Below are 22043 nucleotides of genomic sequence, written 5' to 3'. Positions count from 1 at the left end.
TCAACTCAGCCAGGGAAGCATGGGGTTGACCCACCCGGATGCCAGCAGGCCGGTGAGCAGGAGCACCGCCGAGGCGGCGAGGGTCTCGGGCCAGCGGCGCGGCAGCACGCCACTGGGGGAGTGGCCGCCGAAGGCGCGTACGAGGCTGCGGCGACGGCCGCCGCGCGGCTCCGGTCCGGGCCCGGCGGTGGCGTCCCCGGCGGATTTCCCCGCGGCCTTCGCCGGCCGTAGCTCGGAGATCAGGTCCCGGACCAGCGGGCCGTTGATCTGGCACTGCACCAGGAAGTAGAGGAGCAGGCCCCAGTTGGGCTCCCAGCCGTTGCGGGCCACGGCCAGCGCCAGACCCGCCGCGGCCGCGCCGTTGGAGAGGACCAGCCAGAGCAGGGAGACGCCCACCACTCGGCGGGCCATCCCGCCGGAGCGGGCGGGGCCCCGGGTGCCGGTCGGCACCCAGTCGGCGCTGCGGCCGCGCAGCGTGTGCAGGAAGGCGGTGGCGGCGGCCACGCTCGTCAGGACGTTCGCCCGGATGACCTCCACGCGCCAGCGGGTCCTGCTGATCCGCGGCAGCAGCACGTGCCAGAGCCACAGCGGGGCGAGCAGCGGCAGGACGTGCCAGGGCCGGATGTCGTCGGGGTACCAGAACATCATCACCAGGGGCGGCAGCGGCGCCGCGAAGGTGTTCACGGCGGCGGCCAGGTAGCCGACGACGCCCTCGTAGAAGCACAGGCGCATCCGCCAGGGCGCGCCCATCGTGCGCAGGACGGGCGAGGTGAGGAGGTGGAGGTTGCCCATCGCCCACCGGTATTGCTGGTTGACGAAGGAGGTGACCTCGTCGGGGGAGGTGCCCTTGGCGACCAGCACCGGAACGTACAGGGTGCGGAACCCCCGGGCGTGCAGGGCGAGGCCGGTGTACAGGTCCTCACTGTGGTCGAGGCGGGCGAAGCCGCCGGCCAGGTCGATGGCGGCGCGCCGGTAGACGGCGTTGCTGCCGCAGCAGATGGCGGCGTCGCTCGCGTCCCGGGACGGCTGGATCCAGCGGAAGAACCACTCCTGGGCGGAGCCCGCGGCGCGCTGGATCCACCCCATGGACCCGTCGGTGTCGAAGCACTGCGGGCTCTGCACGATCCCGACGGCCGGGTCGGCCAGATAGGGCACGAGATGGCGCAGGAAGTCCGGCCGGGGTGCGAAGTCGGCGTCGAGGATGGCGATGAACTCGGCGCTGCTCAGGGTCAGCGCGTGATTGAGGTTCCCGGCCTTCTTCAGGTGGCCCCGGTCGGGCCGTACGACGTACTCGTACCCGTACGAGGCGGCCAGCGCGGCGACTTCGGGCCGGTCGGCGTCGTCCAGGACCCATGTGGTCAGCGCACCGGGCCAGTCGACGGTTGCCACGGCGCGGTAGGCGTTGTCCAGAACGGGGAGGGGCTCGCCGCAGGTCGGCAAGTACAGGTCCACGCCCGGCAGTCGGGCGGGCTGCCAGGCGCGCACGAGCACCTCGTGCGAGGGCCGGGTCAGCCTGCGCTGGCGCAGGCTGTTCACCGAGGAGAGGACGAGGGCGACGAGGTTGAGCCCGAGGACGGCGAGGAAGGCCCACAGGGCCGGAGTGCGCAGCGCGAAGGTGAACATGGTCGCCGCGGTGAAGACGAAGGCGAGGCTCGTGCTGATGAGGACCCAGCGTCGTTGCGGGCCGAAGTACCAGTAGAGCTCCTCGTCGGAAGGTGGTTGCGGAAGATGATGAAAACTCATAAAGCCCCCCACGGCTGTCTATGCGCCCGTTTCGGATGGCCTGACCATGGCCACCATAGCGCCAGAGGTATAGACCAATTGTTTCCGCACGGCCAACACGGGTAATCGGCCACGGGATTGGCGCATCTCAAGCGGTCTAGACCTTTGCCTCGGTCATTCCATCGGCAGTGCCGCCTACCGCCGGGAAGATGCAGGTCACGGGGGAGTGAACAGACACCGAAGACTTGCGTGGCCGGGCCGCCGCGCGGTCGTCCTCTCCTCCGGCCTCACTCGCGCGGCCCCAACCGGCTACGCTCTGAACGTGCTTGAGGATCCGGACAGGGGAAGTGCGTATGACCCGCCCGAGTGGCACGCGCCGCCCCGGATGGTCGGTGGACACGTCGCGGGACCGGTCGTGATCGGCCGGACGGACGGGGTCGTGGTGGTGGCCCGGCACGTCCTGGCCTACCCGGCCGGGCTGGAGATCGAGGTGGAGGCCCACGCGCGCGGCGCCTCCTCACCCTCCGATCCGTCCTCGGCTCCCGGCGGACCGGTGTCCGATCCGATGGATCTCCCCGAACCCGCCCGGCCGGCCTTCCGCCTCCGGCTCGGCGACGGCGGCGTCGTGGAGCAGGACGACGAGACCGGACCGCGGCGCGGGCGCGGACCGGCGATGGTCGTCAGTGGGTACGAGGCGGCCTGGGGCGGCCCGGAGGGCGGCGCGGACCTGCGCATGACGCTGTGGGCGTGGCCGCTGCCGCCGCCGGGCCCGCTCACGGTCTCGTGTGCCTGGCCGGAACGCGGACTGCGGGACGCGGCCCTGGTCCTGGACGGAGCCGCGGTGCGCGCCGCGGCCCTCCGGGCTCGGCCGTTCTGGACCGGAGGGGCCTCGGGCGCCTGAGGCGCGGATGGGCCTCGGAAGCCCGAGGCGGTCCGTGGCTGCTGCCGGCGCCGTGCAATCCCGGCCCCGCCGCACGGGGCGGGGCTCGGGTGTCGGGCTCTCGAGCCCCGGTCGCCGGCGCCGTCCGGGTCCCGGGCCCTCAGGCCCCCGTCGCCGCCGCCACCGTCCGGCCCGGGTCCTCGTACACCGGGTCGAGGGCGAGCAGCGCCCCGCCGCGGGCCGGAGCGGTGAAGCCCAGCGTGGACAGCAGGAGGCGGCAGCCGCCCGTGTCCGGTGCCATGACCCGTTCGGCCATCAGCCGCTCCACCCGTGGGGCCAGCCGGTCGCCGAAGTAGGTGAAGTAGCCGCCGAGCACCACGGCGCGCGGGTTCAGGACGTCGGCCAGCAGCGCCAGCCCCAGGCCGAGGCCGTCGGCGATCCGGTCCAGGGCCTCCAGCGTGCGGGAGTCCCCGGCGGCCGCCCGCGCCTGGAGGTCCGTCAGCCGGGCCTCCAGGTCCAGGGAGGGGTCGTGTACGGGATCCTCCGGGCCGGCGGCGTGCCGCAACAGGGCCGTGAGCCCGACCATGGTCTCCCAGCAGCCCCGGCGCCCGCAGGCGCAGAGCGCGCCCCCCGGGTCGAGCGGCATGTGCCCGATCTCCCCCGCGAACCCGGCGGCTCCGCGGTGCAGCCGGCCGCCGCTGATGATCCCGCCGCCCACGCCCGTCTCGCCGGTGACGTAGATGAGGTCGTGGATGCCGGCCGCGGAGGCCTCCAAGTACTCGGCCACCGCCCCGAGTTTGGCGTCGTTCTCCAGCCGCAGCGGGGGCGCCCCGCGCCCCAGGCGGGCGCGGATCCCGCTGACCGCGCCGATGTCGCGCCAGCCGATGTTCGCGGCGTAGACGACGGTGCCCGACGCGATGTCCACGACTCCGGGAGCGGCGACGGTGACCCCGGCCGTGGCGATCGCGGCCGCGTCGAGGGTGGCGAGGGCTTCGCGGACCAGCCCGGCGGCGCAGTCCAGTACGGCCTCGGGCCCGGCGGCGCGGACGTCCAGGGCGACCCGCCGCTCGAAGACGGTGTCCCCGCCCAGGGTCAGGGCCACGGCCGCCAGGTAGTCGACGTTGATCTCCAGGCCGATCCCGCACAGCGCGCGGCCGTCGATCCGGACGCTCTGGCCGGGGCGCCCGACCGAGCCGTCCCGCTCGGCGTCCCCCTCGCGGACCAGGCCGAGTTCGATGAGCTCGGTGACCAGCCCGGTGACCGTGGGCCGCGGCAGCCCCGCGTCATCGGCGATCCGGGCCCGGGAACGCGGTCCGGTGTCGCGCAGGAGGCGCAGCACGAGACCGAGGTTGGCGCGGCGGATGGAGGCCCGGCCGGCGGGTCTGGCCGGGCCGTTGATCACGACGGGGCCGATGCCGGCTTCGCCCTGCCCGCCCTCGTCGCCGCCGTGCCGCACGCTTCGCGGATCTGTCCTCACCGGTACTCCTCACTGCCGTCCACCGAGAGTCTGCCACCCGTGGACCCGGGCCCCACCCGTCCCGCCCCGGCTTCCCTTCCGGAGCGGATGTGGCACGCGGGGTTGACGCGGCTCTCATTAGTTCAGATCCTAACCAAACTAATTGCTCGACGGTGAGCGCGACCGCGAGCTGACGGCGAGGAGGCCGACGGCGTGAGTGCCCGGTACCACCTGCGGTTCCAGATCCATCCGTACGAAGGCCCGGACGCCGTCAGGGCCACGGCGGCCGAACTGGCCAAGACCTGCACCGACGCGGGCGTTGCCGAAGTGGTGCTCCTCCTCGGGGCCGAGGAACACTTCACCGGCCACCTCTCCGGACCCGGCGAGGACCTCTGGTACGAAGCGGCGGCCACCGCCCAGGAGGTCCTCCTCGGCGCCGGACTCGACGTGAGCCTCAACCCCTGGGTGACCACCGGCCACGCCGACCGCGGCCGGTGCGACACCCACGGCTTCGCCCCGATGGTGTCCCCGACCGGACAAGTGGCCGCGGCCCAGGCCTCCTTCGCCTGCCCGCGCTGGCGGGCCTGGCTGACCGGACACTACGGGCGCTTCGCCGAGCTGGGTTTCCGCGTGCTGTGGCTGGAGGACGACTTCCGCTTCCACAACCACGCCCCGCTGGACTGGGGCGGCGGCTTCGAACCCCTCATGCTGGACCGGCTGGCCGCCCTCGCCGGACGCCCGGTCCCGCGCCCCGAACTGGTCGCCGCACTCACCGCCCCCGGCCCCCCGCACCCGCTGCGCCAGCTCTGGCAGCGGGTGTGGCGGACCGCGCAGCAGGAGGTGGCCGCGCAGGTGGCCGGCGAGGTGCACCGGCGCTCGGCCGGCCGCTCCCGCACCGGGCTCATGAGCTCCGGACTGGACGTCGCCTCCGTGGAGGGCCGGGACTGGAGCGCGCTCTTCGGGGCGCTGGCGCCCGGGGGAGGCGCCGTGCACCGCCCGCACTTCGCCCCGTACGCGGACGCCCCCGGACACGAGCTCGCCCGGCAGGTGTGGATGCCGGAACTGCAGCGCTCCCTGCGGCCGGAGTGCGTGGACAGCGAACCCGAGATCGAGAACTGGCCGCACACCGCCTGGTCGAAATCCGATGTCCAGACCTGGTCGGAGATGGTCGCCGCCCAGCTCTCCGGGGCGGACGCCCTCCTGCTCAACCTCTACCCCCTGCACGGAGCGCGCCCCGGCCACCACCCGCGGACCGCGGAACTCCTGCGCCGGGCCCGCCCCGCGCTGGACCTCGTCAGCCGCCAGCATCCGCGCGGGCAGCGCACGCTCGGCGTCGGCCTTCCCTTCGCCCAGGACGCCGCGGCCCACGTACGGGCACACGGCGGAGACCTGACCGAGCTGGCCGTCGATCCGGGCCCGGCGGCCGAGTTCCTGCTGCGCTACGGAGTGCCCGTGACGGCCGAACCCGCCCCGGTGCGGGCCCTGTTCGGCCCGTCGGCCTGGGCCTTCGACGATCCGGCGGTACGGGCCATGCTCGCCGGCGGCCTGCTGCTCGACGGGACCGCCGCGGTGATCCTGCACCGGCGCGGCTTCGGCCCCCTCATCGGGCTGACCGGGGCCGAACCGGTGGACCGCGAGGCCCCCGCCGCCACCGGCGGGCCGGGCCCGTACGCCACCGAGCGGCTGTGCGCCGCGGCGGGCGAGGACCTGGCGGGGCTGCTCCTCAGCGTCAACACCCAACCCGCCCTGGCCCGGCTCCGGGAAGCACCCGGGGCGCAGCGGTGGAGCGAGGTCCGCACCCCGGACGGCCGCGCCTGGGGGGCGGGCCGCACCGCCTTCACCAACGCCCTCGGCGGACGGGTCGCCGTACTCGCCGCGACCGAGCCCCACACCCTGCCGGCCGACGACCACGCGCAGCTGCTGCTGCACCGCACGGTGCGCTTCCTGGAGGGGGAGGACGCCCGTCTCCCGCTGGTCAGCGGCGGCCCCCACCTCATCCCGCACCTCTCCCACGCCGACGGGGTCACCACCCTGACCGTGGCCAACGGCTGCCAGGACCCCGCCCGGCCCGTGGTGGACCTGCCCGCCCTCCCGGACGCGGCAGCGGTCGGGGCGACCCTCCTGGCCCCCCTCGCCGAACCCCGCCCCGCGCACACCGGCCGGCAGGGCCGGACCCTGCGGCCGGACACCGAACTGCCCCACCGGGGCTGGGCCGTCCTGCGCTGGTGACCCACCGGACGGGACGCCCCGGCCCGCAAGGCCCCGTACCGCCAGCCCCGCAAGGCCCCGCCCCCGCAAGGCCCCGTACCGCCCCGCCCCACAAGGACCCCGTACCGGACCCGCCACCAGGGAGCCCCATGAGACAGCTCCGCCCCACGTCCCTCCTCTGCGCCGCCGTCCTCGGCCTCGGCACCACGCTGGTGGCCGGGATCGCGCCCGCCACCGCCGCCGGGACCGTCACCATCGTCTCACCCGCCCTCGCGGTCCAGGTCGACACCGCCTTCCCCCGGGTCGTCCAGTACACCGACCAGGCCACCGGCGCCGTCCTGCACGGCAACGAGGACCCCCTCACCCAGGTGAACCTCAACGGCTCCGCGCAGACCCCGACCGTGACCAGCAGCGTCGCCGCCGACCACGTCGACTACACGATGGCCTTCGCCAACGGGGACACGGTCAAGGCCACCCTGTCCGTCAGCGGCAGCGCCCTCACCTTCGCCGTCACCTCGATCGCCGACGGCGCCGTACCGATCACCTCGCTCTCGATCCCGCAGCACAACCTGGTCTCGGTGCGCAGCTCCCAGCCCGGCGCCGCCGTCGAAACCACCCGGATGAACACCCACACCACCGGCACGGGGGACACCTTCACCCCGCTCACCTCCGGGACGACCGCGGACGCCGCCCCGCAAGGCGCCATGTACGCGATCCTCAACTCCGGTTCCCTCGCGGCGTCGATCGCCACCAACTCGTACTACGACAGTCCGTCCGGCCAGAACGCGGCGGACAGCGGCCGGATCCAGAAGCAGACGGTGGCCAAGTCGGGCTACCGGCGGGCCGGTCTGTGGAGCGGCGACTGGCTGCACCGGGCGGCCGGAGCACCGGGCACCGAACCGCTGCCGTACGCCAAGGTGGTGGTGACCGGCGACCGCAACGCCGACGCCACCGTCGACTGGCAGGACGGGGCCATCGCCTTCCGCTCGATCATGACCAGCCCCCAGGGCTGGCAGGACACCGCCCGCCGGGTCGTGCAGCGCATCCCGTACAACTTCGCCTCCCAGGCCACGCACCCCTTCCTCCAGACCCTGGACGAGACCAAGCGCGTGGCCCGGGCCACGGACGGGCTGGGCCAGTTCGTCCTGCTCAAGGGCTACGGCTCCGAGGGCCACGACTCGGCCCACCCCGACTACGGCCTGGTCGGCGCCCGGCAGGGCGGTGCCGCCGACCTGAACACCCTGATCGCGGCGGGCGCCGGCTACAACGCCGACATCGGCGTGCACATCAACGACACCGAGGCCTACCCGGTCGCCCGCGGCTTCGATCCGACGCTCCTCAACAACGGGGGCGCGGACAAGGGATGGGACTACCTCGATCAGTCCTACCACCTCGACTACCGGCTGGACGGCACCAGCGGCAAGCGCCTGGCCCGCCTCCAGGAGCTCAAAGCGGTCTCCCCGGACCTCAAGTTCCTCTACGTGGACACCTGGTACGGGGACGGCTACACCTCCCAGGCCCTGGCCCGCGAGATCAACGGCCTCGGCTACCAGCTCACCACCGAGTTCCCCGACAAGTTCGAGGACCAGTCCCTCTGGTCGCACTGGGCCAACGACCTCAACTACGGAGGCAGCAACTACAAGGGGGTCAACTCCCAGGTGGTGCGCTTCATCCGCAACCAGCAGCGCGACGACTGGATCGCCGGAGACCCGCTGCTCGGCGGCGGCACGCTGACCGCCTACGAGGGCTGGCAGGGCACGAAGGACTTCACGAACTTCATCTCCACCACCTTCACCACCAATCTGCCCACCAAGTACCTCCAGGGCTTCACCATCCGCAAATGGGCCGCGAACCGCATCGACTTCGACGGCGGGGTCAGCGCCACCCTCAGCGGCGCCACCCGCACCATCAGCAAGGACGGCCACCCCGTCCTGATCGGCGACAGCTACCTCCTGCCCTGGAACCAGGGCGGCGAGTCGAAGCTGTACCACTGGAGCGGCGCGGGCGGCGCCTCCACCTGGAACGTGCCCGCCTCCTGGGCCCAGAACGGCACGGCCAAGCTGTACAAGCTCACCGACCAGGGCCGGGTCCCGGTCTCCGACCTCCCGGTGACCGGCGGCAAGGTCACCGTCACCGCCGCCGCGAAGACCCCGTACGTCGTCTACCCCTCGGCCGCGCCCGCCCAGGCGGACGCCGGATTCGGCGAGGGCGGCCCGGTCCGGGACCCCGGCTTCACCTCCGGCGACCTGTCGAAGTGGACGGTCACCGGCTCCGCGTCCGTCACCCGCAACGCGGTGGGCCAGTCGCAGCTGACCGTCGGCCAGGGCGCCACCTCCGTCTCGCAGCAGCTCACGGGCCTGACCCCGGGCACCTACGCGGCGAGCGTGTACGTCTCCACCGCCACCGGCCGCAAGGCCACCCTGGCCGTCACCCCGGCGGGCGGCGCCGAGCAGAGCGCGTACGCCACGAGTTCCCCGTACCGGAACAACGTCGGCGCGGACGAGAAGAACGGCAGCACCATGCAGCGGATGCGGGTGCTGTTCGACGTCCCGGCGGGCCAGTCCACCGCCACCCTGGCCCTGCGCGCCGACGCGGCGACGGGAACGGCCGGCTTCGACGACGTGCGCGTGGTGCGCACGGCCCGCGGTCCGCAGGGCGGCCACACCTTCGCGGAGGACTTCGAGAACGTCGACTCCGGCTGGTACCCCTTCGTCGTCGGCCCGGCGGGCGGCAGTACGGCCGACCCGCGCACACACCTGGCCCAGCTCAATGCCCCGTACACGCAGGCCGGCTGGAACGGCAAGCTGATCGATGACGTGCTCGCCGGCGCCAACTCCCTGAAATCCCACGAGGAACGCCCCGGGCTGCTCTACCAGACCATCCCGCAGACCCTGCGCTTCGAGCCCGGCCACCAATACAAGGTGACCTTCACGTACCAGCAGTCCGTGGCCGGGGACTACGCCTTCACCCTGGGCGCCGGCACGGCCCAGGTGTCCTCCGACACGCTGCCGCAGGCCCGCACCACGAACACCTTCACCAAGACCTTCACGGCCGGGGTGGACGCCTGGATCGGCATGCGCAAGCTCACGGCGGAGACCTCCGGCTCCGACCGGGACCTGGTCCTCGACGACCTGGCCGTGGACGACCTCGGGTCCACGACCTCGCCCAACCTGGCCCTGAACAGGCCGACCACGGCCTCCTCGGCCCAGTCGGCGGACTACCCGGCGACGGCCGCCACCGACGGCAGCGCCACCAGCCGCTGGTCCTCGGCCTTCGCCGCCGACCCGCAATGGATCCAGATCGACCTGGGATCCGTGAAGAACGTCAACCGGGTGGTCCTGAACTGGGAGGTCGCCTACGGCCGCGCCTACAAGGTGCAGCTGTCGGACGACGGCGCCACCTGGAGGGACGTGTACTCCACCACCACGAGCGACGGCGGGACGGACGAACTGTCCGGGCTTAACGGCAGCGGACGCCACCTCCGGGTGACCGGCACCCAGCGGGCGACCGGGTACGGCTACTCGCTGTGGGAGGTGGAGGCCTACTCCTGACGGGCGGGCACGCGGACCGGCCCCCACCCCTGTGCGGAGGGGTGGGGGCCGGTGTGCCGGACGACGGGCTCAGAAACGGCTGGAGACGGTGGCTCCGGCGAAGTCCTGCGCGGCGTGCAGGCTGACGTAGAGGTAGCCGGCCGGCGGGTTGGTGATGGTCAGGGTTTCGGTGTTGCCGGCCTGGGCGGAGCGGGCGGTGTAGTTGCCCGTGGTGGCCCACGTGGTGGGGCTGTAGTAGAGGTCGGCGTTGCCGGTGCCGCCCGAGACCGAGATCTTCAGGGAGGCGGTGCCGGCCGGGACGTTCACGTAGAAGTAGCGGTAGTTCCCGGCGGTGGCCGAGACGTTGGAGCGGCTGCAGTCGGCGCCCAGTATCCGGACGTCGGCCTCCGGGCACTCGACCTGGGCCGTCCCGAACCGGGTCGAGACGGTGACGCCCGCGAAGCCCTGGACGGCGTGCAGGCTGATGTAGACGCGGCCGGCCGCGGGGTTGTTGACGGTCAGGGACTCGCTGTTGCCGCTCTGCGCCGAGCGGGCCGTGTAGGTGCTGGTGGTGGCCCAGCCGGTGGGGCTGTAGTAGAGGTCGGCGTTGCCGGTGCCGCCCGAGACCGAGATCTTCAGGGAGCCGGTGCCGGCCGGGACGTCCAGGTAGAAGTAGCCGTAGTTGCCGGTCGTCGCGGAGACGTTGGAGCGCTGGCAGTTGTCACCGAGCACCCGCACGTCGGGGTTGGTGCACTCACCGGGCCCGGCGCTGCCGACCGTGACCGCCTTGCTGGTGGTGGCGGTGGCGCCCTTGTTGTCGGTGACCGTGAGCTTGACGGTGTACGTACCGGCCGCCGCGTAGGTCTTGGCCGGGTTGGCGGAGGTGGAGGTGGTGCCGTCGCCGAAGGTCCAGGCCCGGGAGGCGATGGTGCCGTCCGCGTCCGTGGAGGTGTCGGTGAAGGAGACCGCCAGGGCGTTCACCGCGGCCGTGAATCCGGCCACCGGGGCCTGGTTGGCCGGCGGGTTGGTGCCGCCGCCGCAGTCTCCGGCCGCGCACTTGACCAGCCAGGCGGCGAAGTCCGCGTCGTAGCGGGTGCCGATGGTGGAGGTGAGCAGGGTGCGGGCGGCCGCCCAGTTGCCGGCGCGGTAGTGGCCGAGGAGCGTGGCCACGTCCTGCGGGTGCGACTGGATCAGGTAGCGCACCGCCAGGTAGCCCCACCGGTAGACGCGGGTGGAGTCGGAGTTGTCGTAGGTGGTGTCGAAGAGCGTGCTGAGCTTGTAGGTGTTCTTGCCCGCCTCGACGGCGGCCTGGTCGTAGGTGACGCCGCGGTACGAGTAGGAGATGTACTCGGCCAGGCCCTCGACCCACATCACGGTCGGGGTGGTCATGCCCAGGTCGAAGTCGCCGTACATGTCGAAGCGGCCGTCGAGGTAGTGGGTGTACTCGTGGTTGAGGTTCCAGATCTGGAACTCCGGCCGGACCCACTCCGCCTCGTAGGCGATGAAGCGCGGCTGGTTCCCGGTGACCGAGGGGTCACCCTCCAGGTACATGCCGCCGTTGTCGGTGCTGATCCCGAAGATGACACCGGCGTAGGACGCGTAGTCGGCGCTGGAGTCGAAGGCCACCACCTCGAGCGTGGTGTTCTTGTCGTTGGCGACCGGGGCGCCGTCCTTGACCACGTTGTGGAAGAAGGCGTCCTGGTTGGCCAGGCTGGTGCAGCTCGCGGCGAGCTCGGCGGCGGTCATCTGCTGCGCGACGATCCGCAGGCTGGGGCTGCAGGTGTGGTTGACCGTCAGGACGGCGGCGCGCACCCGGGCCGGCAGGTCGCAGGTCCCGTAGTAGGAGCAGTTGGCCGCGTCGTACGAGGTGGTCATCTCGGCGAGCGGCACCCACAGCGAGGAGGTCCGGCCGGTGATCGAGGTGCGGTCCAGCAGCTGCTTGACGAACGGCCGTACGGTCGCCTGGAGCGCGGAGTGCTGGAGGAAACGGCCCAGCTCGCGGCCGGCGTTGGCCGCCAGGTAGCTCTTGTCCGTGCCCAGGAGCGCGTCATGGGTGACGGCGAAGTCGCGCAGGACCGTGAGGATGCTCGGGTCGGCCTGGACGGCCGGCAGGAACTCGGCGGTCTGGTGTCCGCGGAAGAGCACCGTGTAGGCGTTGTTGACGGCCGCGACCATCGACGGGCTGCTGTTGTACGAGGAGTTGTAGCCGGTCAGCAGCCGCTTGGCCACGCCGAGGTAGCGCGCGTTCTCCTGGGCACTGTCGATCAGGATGACGCTCTCGCCCAGGGTCGGGCCGTTGGCGTCCGTCACGTCGGCCGCGCGGGGAGCGGCGAAGAAGGTGTCCAGGGCGCCCCGGATCGAGCTCTTCAGAGCCGGCCCGTAGGTCCCGACGGTGGACTCGTTGTACCACTGCACGTAGTAGCCGGCCCGCAGGAAGAGCACGAGCTGCCCGGTCTTGGTGCTGTTGTCGCCCGGGTAGGTGGCGGAGGCCGTGCGCAGGGCGTCGGCCACCGAGACCATCTGTGCCTCGCGGAAGGCGGCCTTCGCGTCGTTGCCCTTGAGCAGGAACAGCGAGTTCACGCAGTCCATCTCGGAGGCCTTGATCTGCTGGACCAGCGCGGCCCCGGTCTTCGAGGTGAAGTCCGCGACGTTGCAGGCCGCGGCGAGGGCCTCGGCGGCGGCCGCGGCGCCGGGCGCCAACATCGCCTTGGACGAGCGCTGTTCGGTGCGCGCGGCCTCTTTGGTGGCCCGGAGCGGTGCGCGCTCGGACAGGTCCGCGTCGGGATGTGCGGCGTGCTCGGCCCTGAGCGAGGCCGCCGCGGCGGCCGGGGTCGAGGGCTGCGGGGCGGCGCCGGACTTCACGGCCGGAGCGGGCGCGGCGGGCTTCACCTCGCGCGCGAAGGCCTGGCCGGCGGGGGCGAGCATCGTCAGGCCCAGACAGCAGGCCAGGGCGGCTATCAGGGGCCGGGCACGGCCCTTCGTGGTGGGGGAACTGCGCATGAGGGGTGGGCCTCCGAGCCGGTCTGCGGCCGCGCTGGCGACGCGGCGGATGGGGAATGCGGGCCGTGACGTCGACGGGAGTTGGTGGGGATGCCACCTCTGTCGTGTACACGGCTATGCAGTGTGCGATGTAACATGGCACACATCACATGGCTCTGGAAGTCCCCAGGGGGCACTAACCGCTATTTGACTGACCGTCATGCGGGGATGCGAGGGAGCGCCCGCCCGCTTGGCCCGAACTCGTCCCGCTTGCCCGGCGGTGGCGCGGCGGCCGGAGCGGGCCGGGGCCGCCCCGACCGCGGGGGCCGTCCCGGCTCCTGACGCGGCCGCGAGACGTGCGGCGGAGCCGGAGCGCGGGCGGGCGTGGGAGCGGAAGGGGCGGCCGGGGCGGTCGGGGCGGGATGGGGCGAGGCGGGCCGGTGTTGGTGCGCGCGCGGCTGTCGCGCGCGCTGGAGTCAGGCCTCCTGGCCCGTCGAGGCGAGGACGATCTCGCGGATGGTCACGTTCGGCGGCTGCCGGTAGGCGTAGGCGACGGCCTCGGCCACGGCGCGGGGATCCAGGGCCCCGCCGGCGGACTTCTTCCAGGCCTCGTAGTCGCTCTTGATCCGCTCGTCGCTGGTGTGGGAGAGCAGCTCGGTCTCCACGGCCCCCGGGGCGATGGTCACCACGCGCACGCCGGAGGAGGCCACTTCCTCGCGGAGGTTCTCCGACATGGCGTGCACGGCGAACTTCGTGCCCACGTAGGCGACGTGGTTCGGGAAGGTCTTGCGTCCGGCCACCGAGCTGACGTTGACGATGGTGCCCCCGCCCCGGGCGATCATGCCGGGCAGGACGGCCCGGGTGGCGTAGAGCACCCCCTTGACGTTCAGATCGATCATCCGCTCCCACTCCTCCACGGGCTGGTCCGCGATCCGGCCGAGCAGCATGGAGCCGGCGTTGTTCACCAGGCCGTCCACGGGGCCGAACCGCTCCTCGCCGTCGCGGACCGCCGCCTCGATCGCCGCCCGGTCGGTGACGTCGACCTTCCGGCACAGGGTGTCCGGCAGTCCGAGCTCTTCCAGGAGCTCCAAGCGGCGTGCGAGCAGCAGCAGGGGGTGGCCCTCGGAGGAGAGCAGGCGTGCGGTGGCGGCGCCGATGCCGGAGCTGGCACCGGTGATGGCGACCAGGGGCTTGGTCATGGAACCTCGTCCTTTCCTGATGATTACCGATGAATTCTGATGTTTTCCGAGTATCAGGAGAGCATCCCCGGGCCCTTCCTCCGCGCAAGCCCCCGCGCCCGGCCACGCCGCGTCGCACCGCGTGCGGCGCACTCCGGCCGCCGTCATACTGGGCAGCGTGAGGCGTACTCGTACGGTCTTGCTGTGCATCGCCGGTCTGCTGGGCGCGGCCCTTCCGGCGGGGACGGCGGCCGCCGGGGTTCAGCCGGCCGCTCCGGCGCCGGGGACATGCGTGAACTCACCCGGCCCCGCCCAGGGCGACGCGCTCGAGGTCCGCACCATCGCGCAGCAGGCCCAGAAGGAGTTCGGCCTGAACTCGGTGGTGCTGCGGGTCTCCTCCGACGGCCGCGAGGTGCTCACCACGGCCCTCGGGGAATCGATGACCGGGGTCCCGGCCGAGCCGTCCATGAAATTCCGTACGGGGTCCGTGGCCATCGTCTACATGGGCGCCGTACTGCTCCAACTCGTGGACGAGGGCAAGGCATCGCTCGACGACCCCGTCTCGCGCTGGCTGCCGGACGTGCCCCACGGCTCGGAGATCACCCTGCGCATGCTGGGCAGTTCGACCTCCGGCCTGCACGACTACGTCACCGACCCCGCGTTCCTCGCCGAGTTGGAGGCCAAGCCGTTCCGCGCGTGGACCTCGGCCGAGGTCATCGACATCGCGACGGACAAACCGCTGCTCTACGAGCCGGGCACCAACTGGAGCTATTCACACGCCAACTTCAACCTGCTCGGCGAGGCGCTGGAGAAGATCAGCGGCCTCCCGCTGGACCGGCTGCTGACGGAGCGCGTGTACGAACCGTTCGGACTGACCGGGACCAGCAACCAGTCCACCCCGCAGATCCCGGAACCGGTCCTGCACGCCTTCACGTCCGAGCGCGGCACCTACGAGGAGTCCACCTTCTGGAACCCCTCGTGGACCACCACTCCCGGCGCGGTCCTCGTCCAGACCATCTGTGACCTCGACCGGTCCGCACGCGGCATCGGGACCGGGGAGCTGCTGTCCGCGAAGTCCTTCAAGACCCAGCTCGACCCGGGCACCCTCGGCCTCGGCCACCCGACGGCCTCGTGCCCGGACACCGTCTGCCTCCTGACCAATACGGCGGCCCACCACTTCGGCCTGGGCGTGATCGTCGTCGACGACTGGATCCTGACGAACCCGTCCTTCTCCGGCTACGCGGCGATCCAGGCCTACTTGCCGGCGGAGAAGCTCGCCATCTCGGTCACCGTGACCCAGGGCCCCAAGAGCCCCGCGGGCAATTCGGCCCAGACCATAGCCGAGCGCGTCTCCGCGGCCCTTGCCCCCGGACACGTACTGAAGATGCGCTGACCCGGACCCTCCGTCCGCCCGATCCCGTTCTGTACGATCCCGCCATGATCGCCTTCGCCGCGGAACCGCTGATACGCGTCCTGCACGACGAATCCCGCCCTGACCTGCGGGAACCGGCGCGTCCGCGTCCGGTCCGCCTCTACGTGTGGGAGCCGATCCGTGCCGGGGAAGCGCCCGCCCCGCTCGTCGTCGTCTCGCACGGCACCGGAGGCTCGGGCAGCGACATGCGGTGGCTGGTGGACCCGCTGCACGCGGCGGGCTTCCGGGTGGTGGCCCTCGACCACCACGGCAACGACTTCGTCGGCGGCTACGAGCCGGAGGGCTTCCTGCACCCCTGGGAACGCCCCCGGGACGTCTCCTTCGCCCTCGACGCGCTCGCCAAGGAACAGCCCCTCGGCCCGGTCGGCGTGGCGGGCTTCTCCATCGGCGGCTACACGGCCGCGGCGCTCGCCGGGGCCCGCATCGATCCGGGCATCCTGCTGGCCGTGGCCAAGGGCGAGGTGCCCCTGCCGGAGATCCCCGAGTTCCCCGGCGTACTGGAGGCGCTGCGCGCGAAGTACCCGCAGGACGAGGTGCCGGAGGGCACGCTGGCTCCCGCCGGCGACGACCTCTCCGACCCCCGGGTGCGGGCGGTCTTCCTGGTGTCCCCGGGAGTCGGCGCCATGGTCACCCGGGAGAGCCTGGAAGCCGTACGGGTACCGGTCGCCATCCGATGGGCCGGAGCCGACACGATCACTCCGTACGAGAGCGACACGAGGCCCTACCTGGATCACATCCCCACCGCGAGCGGCCGCTCGGTCGGACCCGCGGTCCGGCACGACGACTTCTTCGCCCCGGAGCCCGCCGACCCGACCGCCCGGGTCCGGGCCGGCGAGGACGCGGCCGCGTTCTTCCTGGAGCGACTGGGCTGACCCGACCCGCCACCGACCCGCCTCCGATCCGCGGGCGGCGGCGGGTCACAGGATCGCGAACAGGTCGTCGAGGGGCGCCGGTACGCGGTCGGGGCCCAGGGCCTCGACCAGCACGCGCCCGTAGCGGATCTTGCGCCCCTTCTTCGTGCCGAGGAAGCGCCGCACCTGCTGCTCCGCCGCGCGGCCCTGCTGCGCGGGCTGGCGCAGGAAGGTCCGCAGGGCGCGGTGGTCCCCCTCCTCCCGGACGAGCTCCTCCACCCGGGGCACGCCCAGCGCGCGGATGAGCTCGTCCTCCAGGTCCGCCGCGCAGACGAAGAAGCCCTCCGGTCCGGCGCCGGCCCGCTCCCAGCCGCGCGCGTAGAAGTCGCGCTCCCTCTCGTCGCACAGGCCCGTCAGGCGCAGGCCCAGGCCCCGCGGGCCGAGGAACCGGGCGAAGCGCGCGACGCTCATCGCCCCGCCCATCGGGAGGACGCAGATCCCTTCGGCGGCCAGGTTCCGGCCCCGCGCCTCGGCCAGGGCGCCGACCGCTTCGGCGTCGCTCGCCCCTTCGAGGAGCACGACGGTGCGTACGGGCAGCCGCGCGGCGAGCCCGCGCGCCGCGTCCGCCGCCTCCGCGGCGTCCCCCACGTCACCGAGCCCACCGGCGTCACCGGCCGCCCACGCGGTCACCGCATCCCCGAACGCCGCCATGTCAGCCATGGGGGGAGTCTGATCGACTTCCCGGCCCGGCGGTACGCAATTTCCGCCGGCGGGTCCGCCGGGCCCCCGGGACCGCCCTGGATCTCGACCGTCAGGGATCCCGACCGCCCCGGATCCCGACGCCCTGGAACCCGACCGCCCCGGATCCCGCCCCGGATCCCGCCCCGAGCGGCCCCGGCCGTCCGGCCCGCTCCGCCCGTCCGCGCGGACCCGGACGATCGACCCTAGGATGGACGGGAACCGGGTGGGGGCGGCTCGCCGCGACGCCGCCAGTCCAGGCCGCTCGGGGTGGGAGAGCCATGACAGAGGCCGCCGATACGGCGAGGACCGTCATCCTGACCGTGGACGACGATCCGGGAGTGTCCCGTGCCATCGCCCGCGACCTGCGCCGGCGCTACGGTTCCGGGTACCGGATCGTGCGCGCCGAGTCCGGCGAATCCGCCCTGGAGGCGCTGCGCGAGCTCAAGCTCCGCGGTGACCTGGTGGCGGTGATCCTCGCCGACTACCGCATGCCGCAGATGAACGGCATCGAATTCCTCGAACAGGCCCTCACCGTGTACCCGGGCGCGCGCCGCGTCCTGCTGACCGCCTACGCCGACACCAACGCGGCGATCGACGCGATCAACGTGGTCGACCTGGACCACTACCTCCTCAAGCCCTGGGACCCGCCCGAGGAGAAGCTCTACCCCGTCGTGGACGACCTCCTCACCGCCTGGCGCACCGGCGACCACCGGCCCGTGCCCGCCACCAAGGTGGTCGGACACCGCTGGTCCGCACCCTCGTCGACCGTGCGGGAGTTCCTGGCCCGCAACCAGGTCCCGTACCGCTGGTACTCCTGCGAGGAGCCGGAGGGACAGCGCCTCCTGCGGGCGGCCGGATCCGACGGGCAGCGGCTGCCCGTGGTGATCACCCCCGGGGGCACCGTGCTGATCGAGCCGGACGCCCCCGATCTCGCCGCGCACGTGGGCCTCGCGACCACGCCGACCGCCGACTTCTACGACCTCGTCGTGATCGGCGGAGGCCCGGCCGGGCTCGGCTCCGCGCTGTACGGGGCCTCCGAGGGGCTGCGCACCGTACTGGTCGAGCGGTCCGCGACCGGCGGCCAGGCCGGACAGAGCTCCCGCATCGAGAACTACCTCGGCTTCCCGGACGGGGTGTCCGGCGCACAGCTCACCGAACGGGCCCGCCGCCAGGCCGGCCGGTTCGGCGCCGAGATCCTCACCGCGCGCGAGGTCACCGCACTGGAGGTGAACGGCGCGGCCCGCGTCGTCCGCTTCTCCGACGGCTCGGCGATCGGCGCGCGGAGCATCATCCTGGCGACCGGCGTCTCCTACCGCCAGCTCGCCGCTCCGGGCTGCGACGGCCTCACCGGCCGCGGGGTGTACTACGGCTCCTCGCTCACCGAGGCCTCCTCCTGCCTGGAACAGGACGTGTACATCGTCGGCGGCGCCAATTCCGCCGGACAGGCGGCCATGTACCTCGCCCGCGGCGCGAAATCGGTCACCCTCCTGGTGCGCGGGCCGTCCCTGGCCGCCTCGATGTCGTACTACCTGATCCAGCAGATCGAGCAGACGCCCAACATCACCGTACGCACCCGCACCACCGTCGAATCGGCGCACGGCGAAGGCCACCTGGAGCAGCTCACCCTGCGCGACGTGGACACCGGCGCGTCCGAACTCGTCGACACCCAGTGGATGTTCGTCTTCATCGGCGCCGCCCCGCTCACCGACTGGCTGGACGGTACGGTGCTGCGCGACGACCACGGCTTCATCCTGGCCGGGCCCGACCTCACCCCGGACGGACGGCCGCCGGCCGAGTGGGAGCTGGACCGGCCGCCCTACCACCTGGAGACCAGCGTGCCCGGCGTGTTCGTGGCGGGCGACGCGCGCGCCCGGTCGGCCAAACGGGTCGCGTCCGCCGTCGGAGAAGGAGCCATGGCCGTGATGCTCGTCCACCGGTACCTGGAGGAGTCGTGAGCGGGCAGGCGATGCCCTGCTCCCCGCAGGAGATCGGCTCGCTCTTCCTGTTCGAGAAGCTCACCCCGGAGCAGCTCGGGCGCCTGTGCGCCGAGGGCTGCGTGGAGCGGTTCGACACCGGCCCCGTGTACACCGAGGGCGACCCCGCGACCTGCTTCTACGTGATGATCGAGGGCACCGTGGTGCTGTCCCGCCGGGTCGGCGGCGACGAGGTGGAGGTCGGCCGGACCTCCCAGCGCGGGGTGTACGCGGGAGCCATGCAGGCCTACCTGGGCGACCGCGTCCCGCAGACGTACAACAACTCGATGCGGGTGACCGAGCCGACGCGGTTCTTCGTCCTGCCCGCCCAGTCCTTCTCGGACGTCATGCGGGAATGGTTCCCGATGGCCGCGCACCTGCTGGAGGGGCTCTTCTTCGGCTCCAGGAGCACCCAGCAGGCCATCGGCCAGCGCGAACGGCTCCTCGCCCTCGGCTCCTTGTCCGCCGGACTCACCCACGAGCTCAACAACCCGGCCGCGGCGGCCGTCCGGGCCACGGCCACCCTGCGCGAACGCGTGGGCAAGATGCGGCACAAGCTGGCCCATATCTCCCAGGGGAACTACCCCCGCGAGGCGATCGCCGAACTCATCGAAATCCAGGAACGCACCGTCGAACGGGTCGCGAAAGCCCCGGTACTGAGCCCTCTGGAAGCCTCCGACCGGGAGGACGAGCTCGCCGACTGGCTGGAGGACCACGGAGTCCCCGAGGGCTGGCGGATCGCGCCGGTCTTCGTCCAGGCGGGCCTGGACACGGACTGGCTGGAGCACGTCGCGGCGAGCGTGGCCGAGGACCTCCTGCCGAGCGCCATCGGCTGGCTGAACTACACGGTGGAAACAGAGCTGTTGATGGACGAGATCGACGACTCCACCACCCGCATCTCCCACCTCGTCGACGCCGCGAAGCAGTACTCGCAGCTCGACCGCGCCCCGCACCGCGTCGTCGACGTCCACGAACTCCTCGACAGCACCCTGCTGATGCTCTCGGGCAAGATCGGGCCCCGGATCCGGGTGGTCAAGGAGTACGACCGCTCCGTGCCGGACGTACCGGCCTACCCCGCGGAACTCAACCAGGTGTGGACGAACCTCATCGACAACGCCGTCTTCGCCATCGGGAGCACCGGCCGCGAGGGCACGCTGACGGTCCGCACGGCTCGATCGGGCGACCGGCTGCTCGTGGAGTTCCGCGACACGGGGCCCGGCATCCCGGCCGAGATCCGCAGCCGCATCTTCGACCCGTTCTTCACCACCAAACCCGTCGGCGAGGGCACCGGCCTCGGCCTGGACATCTCCTGGCGGATCGTGGTCAACAAGCACCACGGAAGCCTCCAGGTCGAGTCCGCGCCGGGGGACACCCGCTTCCAGGTGCTGCTCCCGCTGACCCCACCGGAACCCGATTCCGAGTCCGAGCCCGATCCCGAGCGTTCAGAGGAGCCCGCATGACCGCCATCGACGGAGTCGACCCGAACGTCCCGCCCAGCGGTGCCGGCTGCGTCGAATGCGACGCGCTGGGCGGCTGGTGGTTCCATCTGCGGCGCTGCGCCCAGTGCGGCCACATCGGCTGCTGCGACTCCTCGCCGGCCCAGCACGCCACCGCCCACTGGAAGTCCACCGGACATCCCCTGGTGCAGAGCTACGAACCGGGTGAGGACTGGTTCTGGGACTACGCCGCGAACGAGCTGTACGAGTCCGGCCCTGAGCTGACCCCGCCCTCCGGCCATCCGGCGGACCAGTCGGCCCCGGGCCCGTCCGACCGGCTCCCCGAGGACTGGAGCCGACGGCTCCACCGCTGATCCGGGCGGCTCAGAAGGGCTTCGTCGGCAGGTACTTGCCGTCCAGGGTGATGACCGCGCGCTCGCCGCCGTCGGGGTCGGCGACCTTCTTCACGTCGAGCTTGAAGTTGATCGCGGAGACGATCCCGTCGCCGAGCTGCTCGTGGACCAGTGCCTTCAGCGTGGTGCCGTAGACCTGCAGCATCTCGTAGAAGCGGTAGATCGTCGGGTCGGTGGGGGCGCCGCCGGGGACCGAGCCGCGGGTCGGGATGGTCTGCAGCAGCATCGCGTCGTCGGCGTCCAGGCCGAGCAGGGCGGCAACGGCCTCGGCCGAGGCCCGGGGCAGCGGGTGCTGGCCGAGCACGGCCGCGGTGACGAAGGCGACGGACAGGCCCGCGGCGTCAGCGATCCGCTGCCAGGTCAGGTCCTCGCGGATCTTGGCGTCCACCGCCTTGACGGCCAGGGCCTGACGGGCGGTGTTGTCGAACTGGGCGTGCACCATGAGAGGGCTTCCTTTCGGGTGAGCCGCGCACCGGGGGTGGGGGCGAGCGGCGGATGAAGTGGGCAGACGCGGGCCCGGGGCCCGCGGGGTGGCGGCCGGTCAGGCCGCGGGGGAGGCGGGTACGGAGGAGACGGGTACGGAGGAGCCGAGCTCCTCGACGCCCCCCGCCCGGATGTCGTAGACCCAGCCGCGCAGGGTCACGGACCCCGCGGCCAGGGCGCGGGCCACCGAGGGGTGGGTGGCCAGGTTCGCCAGCTGTGCCCGTACGTTCTCCCGTACCAGCGCCTCGACCCTTCGGGGGTCCTCCCCGTCGCCGGTACGGGCGAGCGAGGCGTCCGCGTGGCGCAGCCATCCGGCGACCGCCGGCGCACCGCTGAGGTCGTGCCGCTCGGCCAGGGCGGTCATCGCGCCGCAGGCGGAGTGCCCGCACACCACGATGTCGCTCACGCCCAGGACCGCGACGGCGTACTCGATGCTGGCCGCCACCCCGTCCGTACCGGGGGCGTGCGCGGGGACGAGGTTGCCGGCGGTACGGATGACGAACAGCTCACCCGGCTCGCTCTGGGTGATCAGCTCCGGCACCACACGGGCGTCGGAGCAGCTGATGAACAGGGTGCGCGGGCGGTGGGTCGTCGCGAGCCGGGCGAAGAGCTCCGCCTTGCCCGGGTAGACCTCCCGCCGGAACTGGGCGACGCCCTCGATGAGGTCGTGCATGGTCACTCCCTTCGATGACTGCCGACCCGTGGGGCCGACGAGATCCACCATGCACGACCTGCACCTATAGCGTCCAAGACGCATTGTC

Annotated in this window: 15 protein-coding genes; 8 read left to right on the top strand and 7 right to left on the bottom strand. The window is 72.5% G+C overall.

Annotated elements, in window-relative coordinates; translation table 11 throughout:
* Window positions 1-1743, bottom strand: a complete 1743-nt coding sequence (locus tag ACFYYB_RS00165; protein ID WP_389432231.1) for a glycosyltransferase family 2 protein — start codon at window positions 1741-1743, stop codon at window positions 1-3.
* Between the two features lie 394 nt (window positions 1744-2137).
* Here ACFYYB_RS00165 and ACFYYB_RS00160 point away from each other — a divergent pair, with 394 nt between their 5' ends.
* Window positions 2138-2623: a hypothetical protein gene (locus ACFYYB_RS00160; protein ID WP_389432230.1), complete on the top strand. Its 486-nt coding sequence runs from the start codon at window positions 2138-2140 to the stop codon at window positions 2621-2623.
* A 139-nt stretch (window positions 2624-2762) separates the two neighbouring features.
* Here the strand turns inward: ACFYYB_RS00160 and ACFYYB_RS00155 are convergent, their stop codons facing one another.
* The gene (locus ACFYYB_RS00155) at window positions 2763-4079 is read right to left on the bottom strand and encodes an ROK family protein (protein ID WP_389432229.1); all 1317 of its coding nucleotides are present in this window, start codon (window positions 4077-4079) and stop codon (window positions 2763-2765) included.
* A gap of 192 nt (window positions 4080-4271) precedes the next feature.
* On the opposite strand from ACFYYB_RS00155, the gene ACFYYB_RS00150 reads away from it, so the two are divergent.
* Together ACFYYB_RS00150 and ACFYYB_RS00145 are read left to right on the top strand one after the other, a co-directional pair.
* Window positions 4272-6287 carry a hypothetical protein gene (locus ACFYYB_RS00150; RefSeq protein WP_389432228.1) on the top strand — a complete coding sequence of 672 codons (2016 nt, stop codon included), beginning with the start codon at window positions 4272-4274 and terminating at the stop codon, window positions 6285-6287.
* A gap of 128 nt (window positions 6288-6415) precedes the next feature.
* On the top strand, window positions 6416-9817 hold the full coding sequence (locus tag ACFYYB_RS00145) for an endo-alpha-N-acetylgalactosaminidase family protein (protein WP_389432227.1): 3402 nt from the start codon (window positions 6416-6418) through the stop codon (window positions 9815-9817).
* A 69-nt stretch (window positions 9818-9886) separates the two neighbouring features.
* On the opposite strand, the gene ACFYYB_RS00140 is transcribed toward ACFYYB_RS00145, so the two are convergent.
* Window positions 9887-12796, bottom strand: coding sequence for a collagenase (locus ACFYYB_RS00140; RefSeq protein ID WP_389432225.1), 2910 nt, complete (start codon window positions 12794-12796; stop codon window positions 9887-9889).
* 455 nt (window positions 12797-13251) lie between these two features.
* Window positions 13252-13974, bottom strand: coding sequence for an SDR family oxidoreductase (locus ACFYYB_RS00135; RefSeq protein WP_389432223.1), 723 nt, complete (start codon window positions 13972-13974; stop codon window positions 13252-13254).
* A gap of 157 nt (window positions 13975-14131) precedes the next feature.
* On the opposite strand from ACFYYB_RS00135, the gene ACFYYB_RS00130 reads away from it, so the two are divergent.
* The gene (locus ACFYYB_RS00130) at window positions 14132-15346 is read left to right on the top strand and encodes a serine hydrolase domain-containing protein (RefSeq protein WP_389432222.1); all 1215 of its coding nucleotides are present in this window, start codon (window positions 14132-14134) and stop codon (window positions 15344-15346) included.
* A gap of 44 nt (window positions 15347-15390) precedes the next feature.
* The gene (locus ACFYYB_RS00125; protein ID WP_389432221.1) at window positions 15391-16257 is read left to right on the top strand and encodes an alpha/beta hydrolase family protein; all 867 of its coding nucleotides are present in this window, start codon (window positions 15391-15393) and stop codon (window positions 16255-16257) included.
* 45 nt (window positions 16258-16302) lie between these two features.
* Here ACFYYB_RS00125 and ACFYYB_RS00120 read toward each other — a convergent pair whose 3' ends face one another.
* Window positions 16303-16956, bottom strand: a complete 654-nt coding sequence (locus tag ACFYYB_RS00120; RefSeq protein ID WP_389432220.1) for a TOPRIM nucleotidyl transferase/hydrolase domain-containing protein — start codon at window positions 16954-16956, stop codon at window positions 16303-16305.
* A 299-nt stretch (window positions 16957-17255) separates the two neighbouring features.
* Between ACFYYB_RS00120 and ACFYYB_RS00115 the strand changes: the two genes are divergently transcribed.
* Genes ACFYYB_RS00115 through ACFYYB_RS00105 form a run of 3 tightly spaced genes read left to right on the top strand, consistent with a single transcriptional unit; the run spans window position 17256 to window position 20760 of the window.
* Window positions 17256-18932 carry an FAD-dependent oxidoreductase gene (locus ACFYYB_RS00115; protein WP_389432219.1) on the top strand — a complete coding sequence of 559 codons (1677 nt, stop codon included), beginning with the start codon at window positions 17256-17258 and terminating at the stop codon, window positions 18930-18932.
* Entirely contained in the window at window positions 18929-20410 is a 1482-nt protein-coding gene (locus ACFYYB_RS00110) for an ATP-binding protein (RefSeq protein WP_389432218.1), read from the top strand. Before ACFYYB_RS00115 ends, ACFYYB_RS00110 begins: the two co-directional genes overlap by 4 nt.
* A complete protein-coding gene (locus ACFYYB_RS00105) occupies window positions 20407-20760 on the top strand; it encodes a UBP-type zinc finger domain-containing protein (RefSeq protein WP_389432216.1) in 354 nt (117 codons plus the stop codon). The genes ACFYYB_RS00110 and ACFYYB_RS00105 overlap by 4 nt, the downstream gene beginning before the upstream one ends.
* A gap of 10 nt (window positions 20761-20770) precedes the next feature.
* Here ACFYYB_RS00105 and cynS read toward each other — a convergent pair whose 3' ends face one another.
* Window positions 20771-21241 carry a cyanase gene (gene cynS / locus ACFYYB_RS00100; RefSeq protein WP_389432215.1) on the bottom strand — a complete coding sequence of 157 codons (471 nt, stop codon included), beginning with the start codon at window positions 21239-21241 and terminating at the stop codon, window positions 20771-20773.
* 99 nt (window positions 21242-21340) lie between these two features.
* Window positions 21341-21955, bottom strand: a complete 615-nt coding sequence (locus ACFYYB_RS00095) for a carbonic anhydrase (RefSeq protein ID WP_389432214.1) — start codon at window positions 21953-21955, stop codon at window positions 21341-21343.
* Window positions 21956-22043 lie beyond the last annotated feature (88 nt).

Origin of the sequence: Streptomyces sp. NPDC002886 (genome assembly GCF_042888445.1) — a bacterium.
Taxonomy (GTDB): Bacteria; Actinomycetota; Actinomycetes; order Streptomycetales; family Streptomycetaceae; genus Streptomyces.
This window is presented reverse-complemented; position numbering and strand designations above follow the sequence as displayed.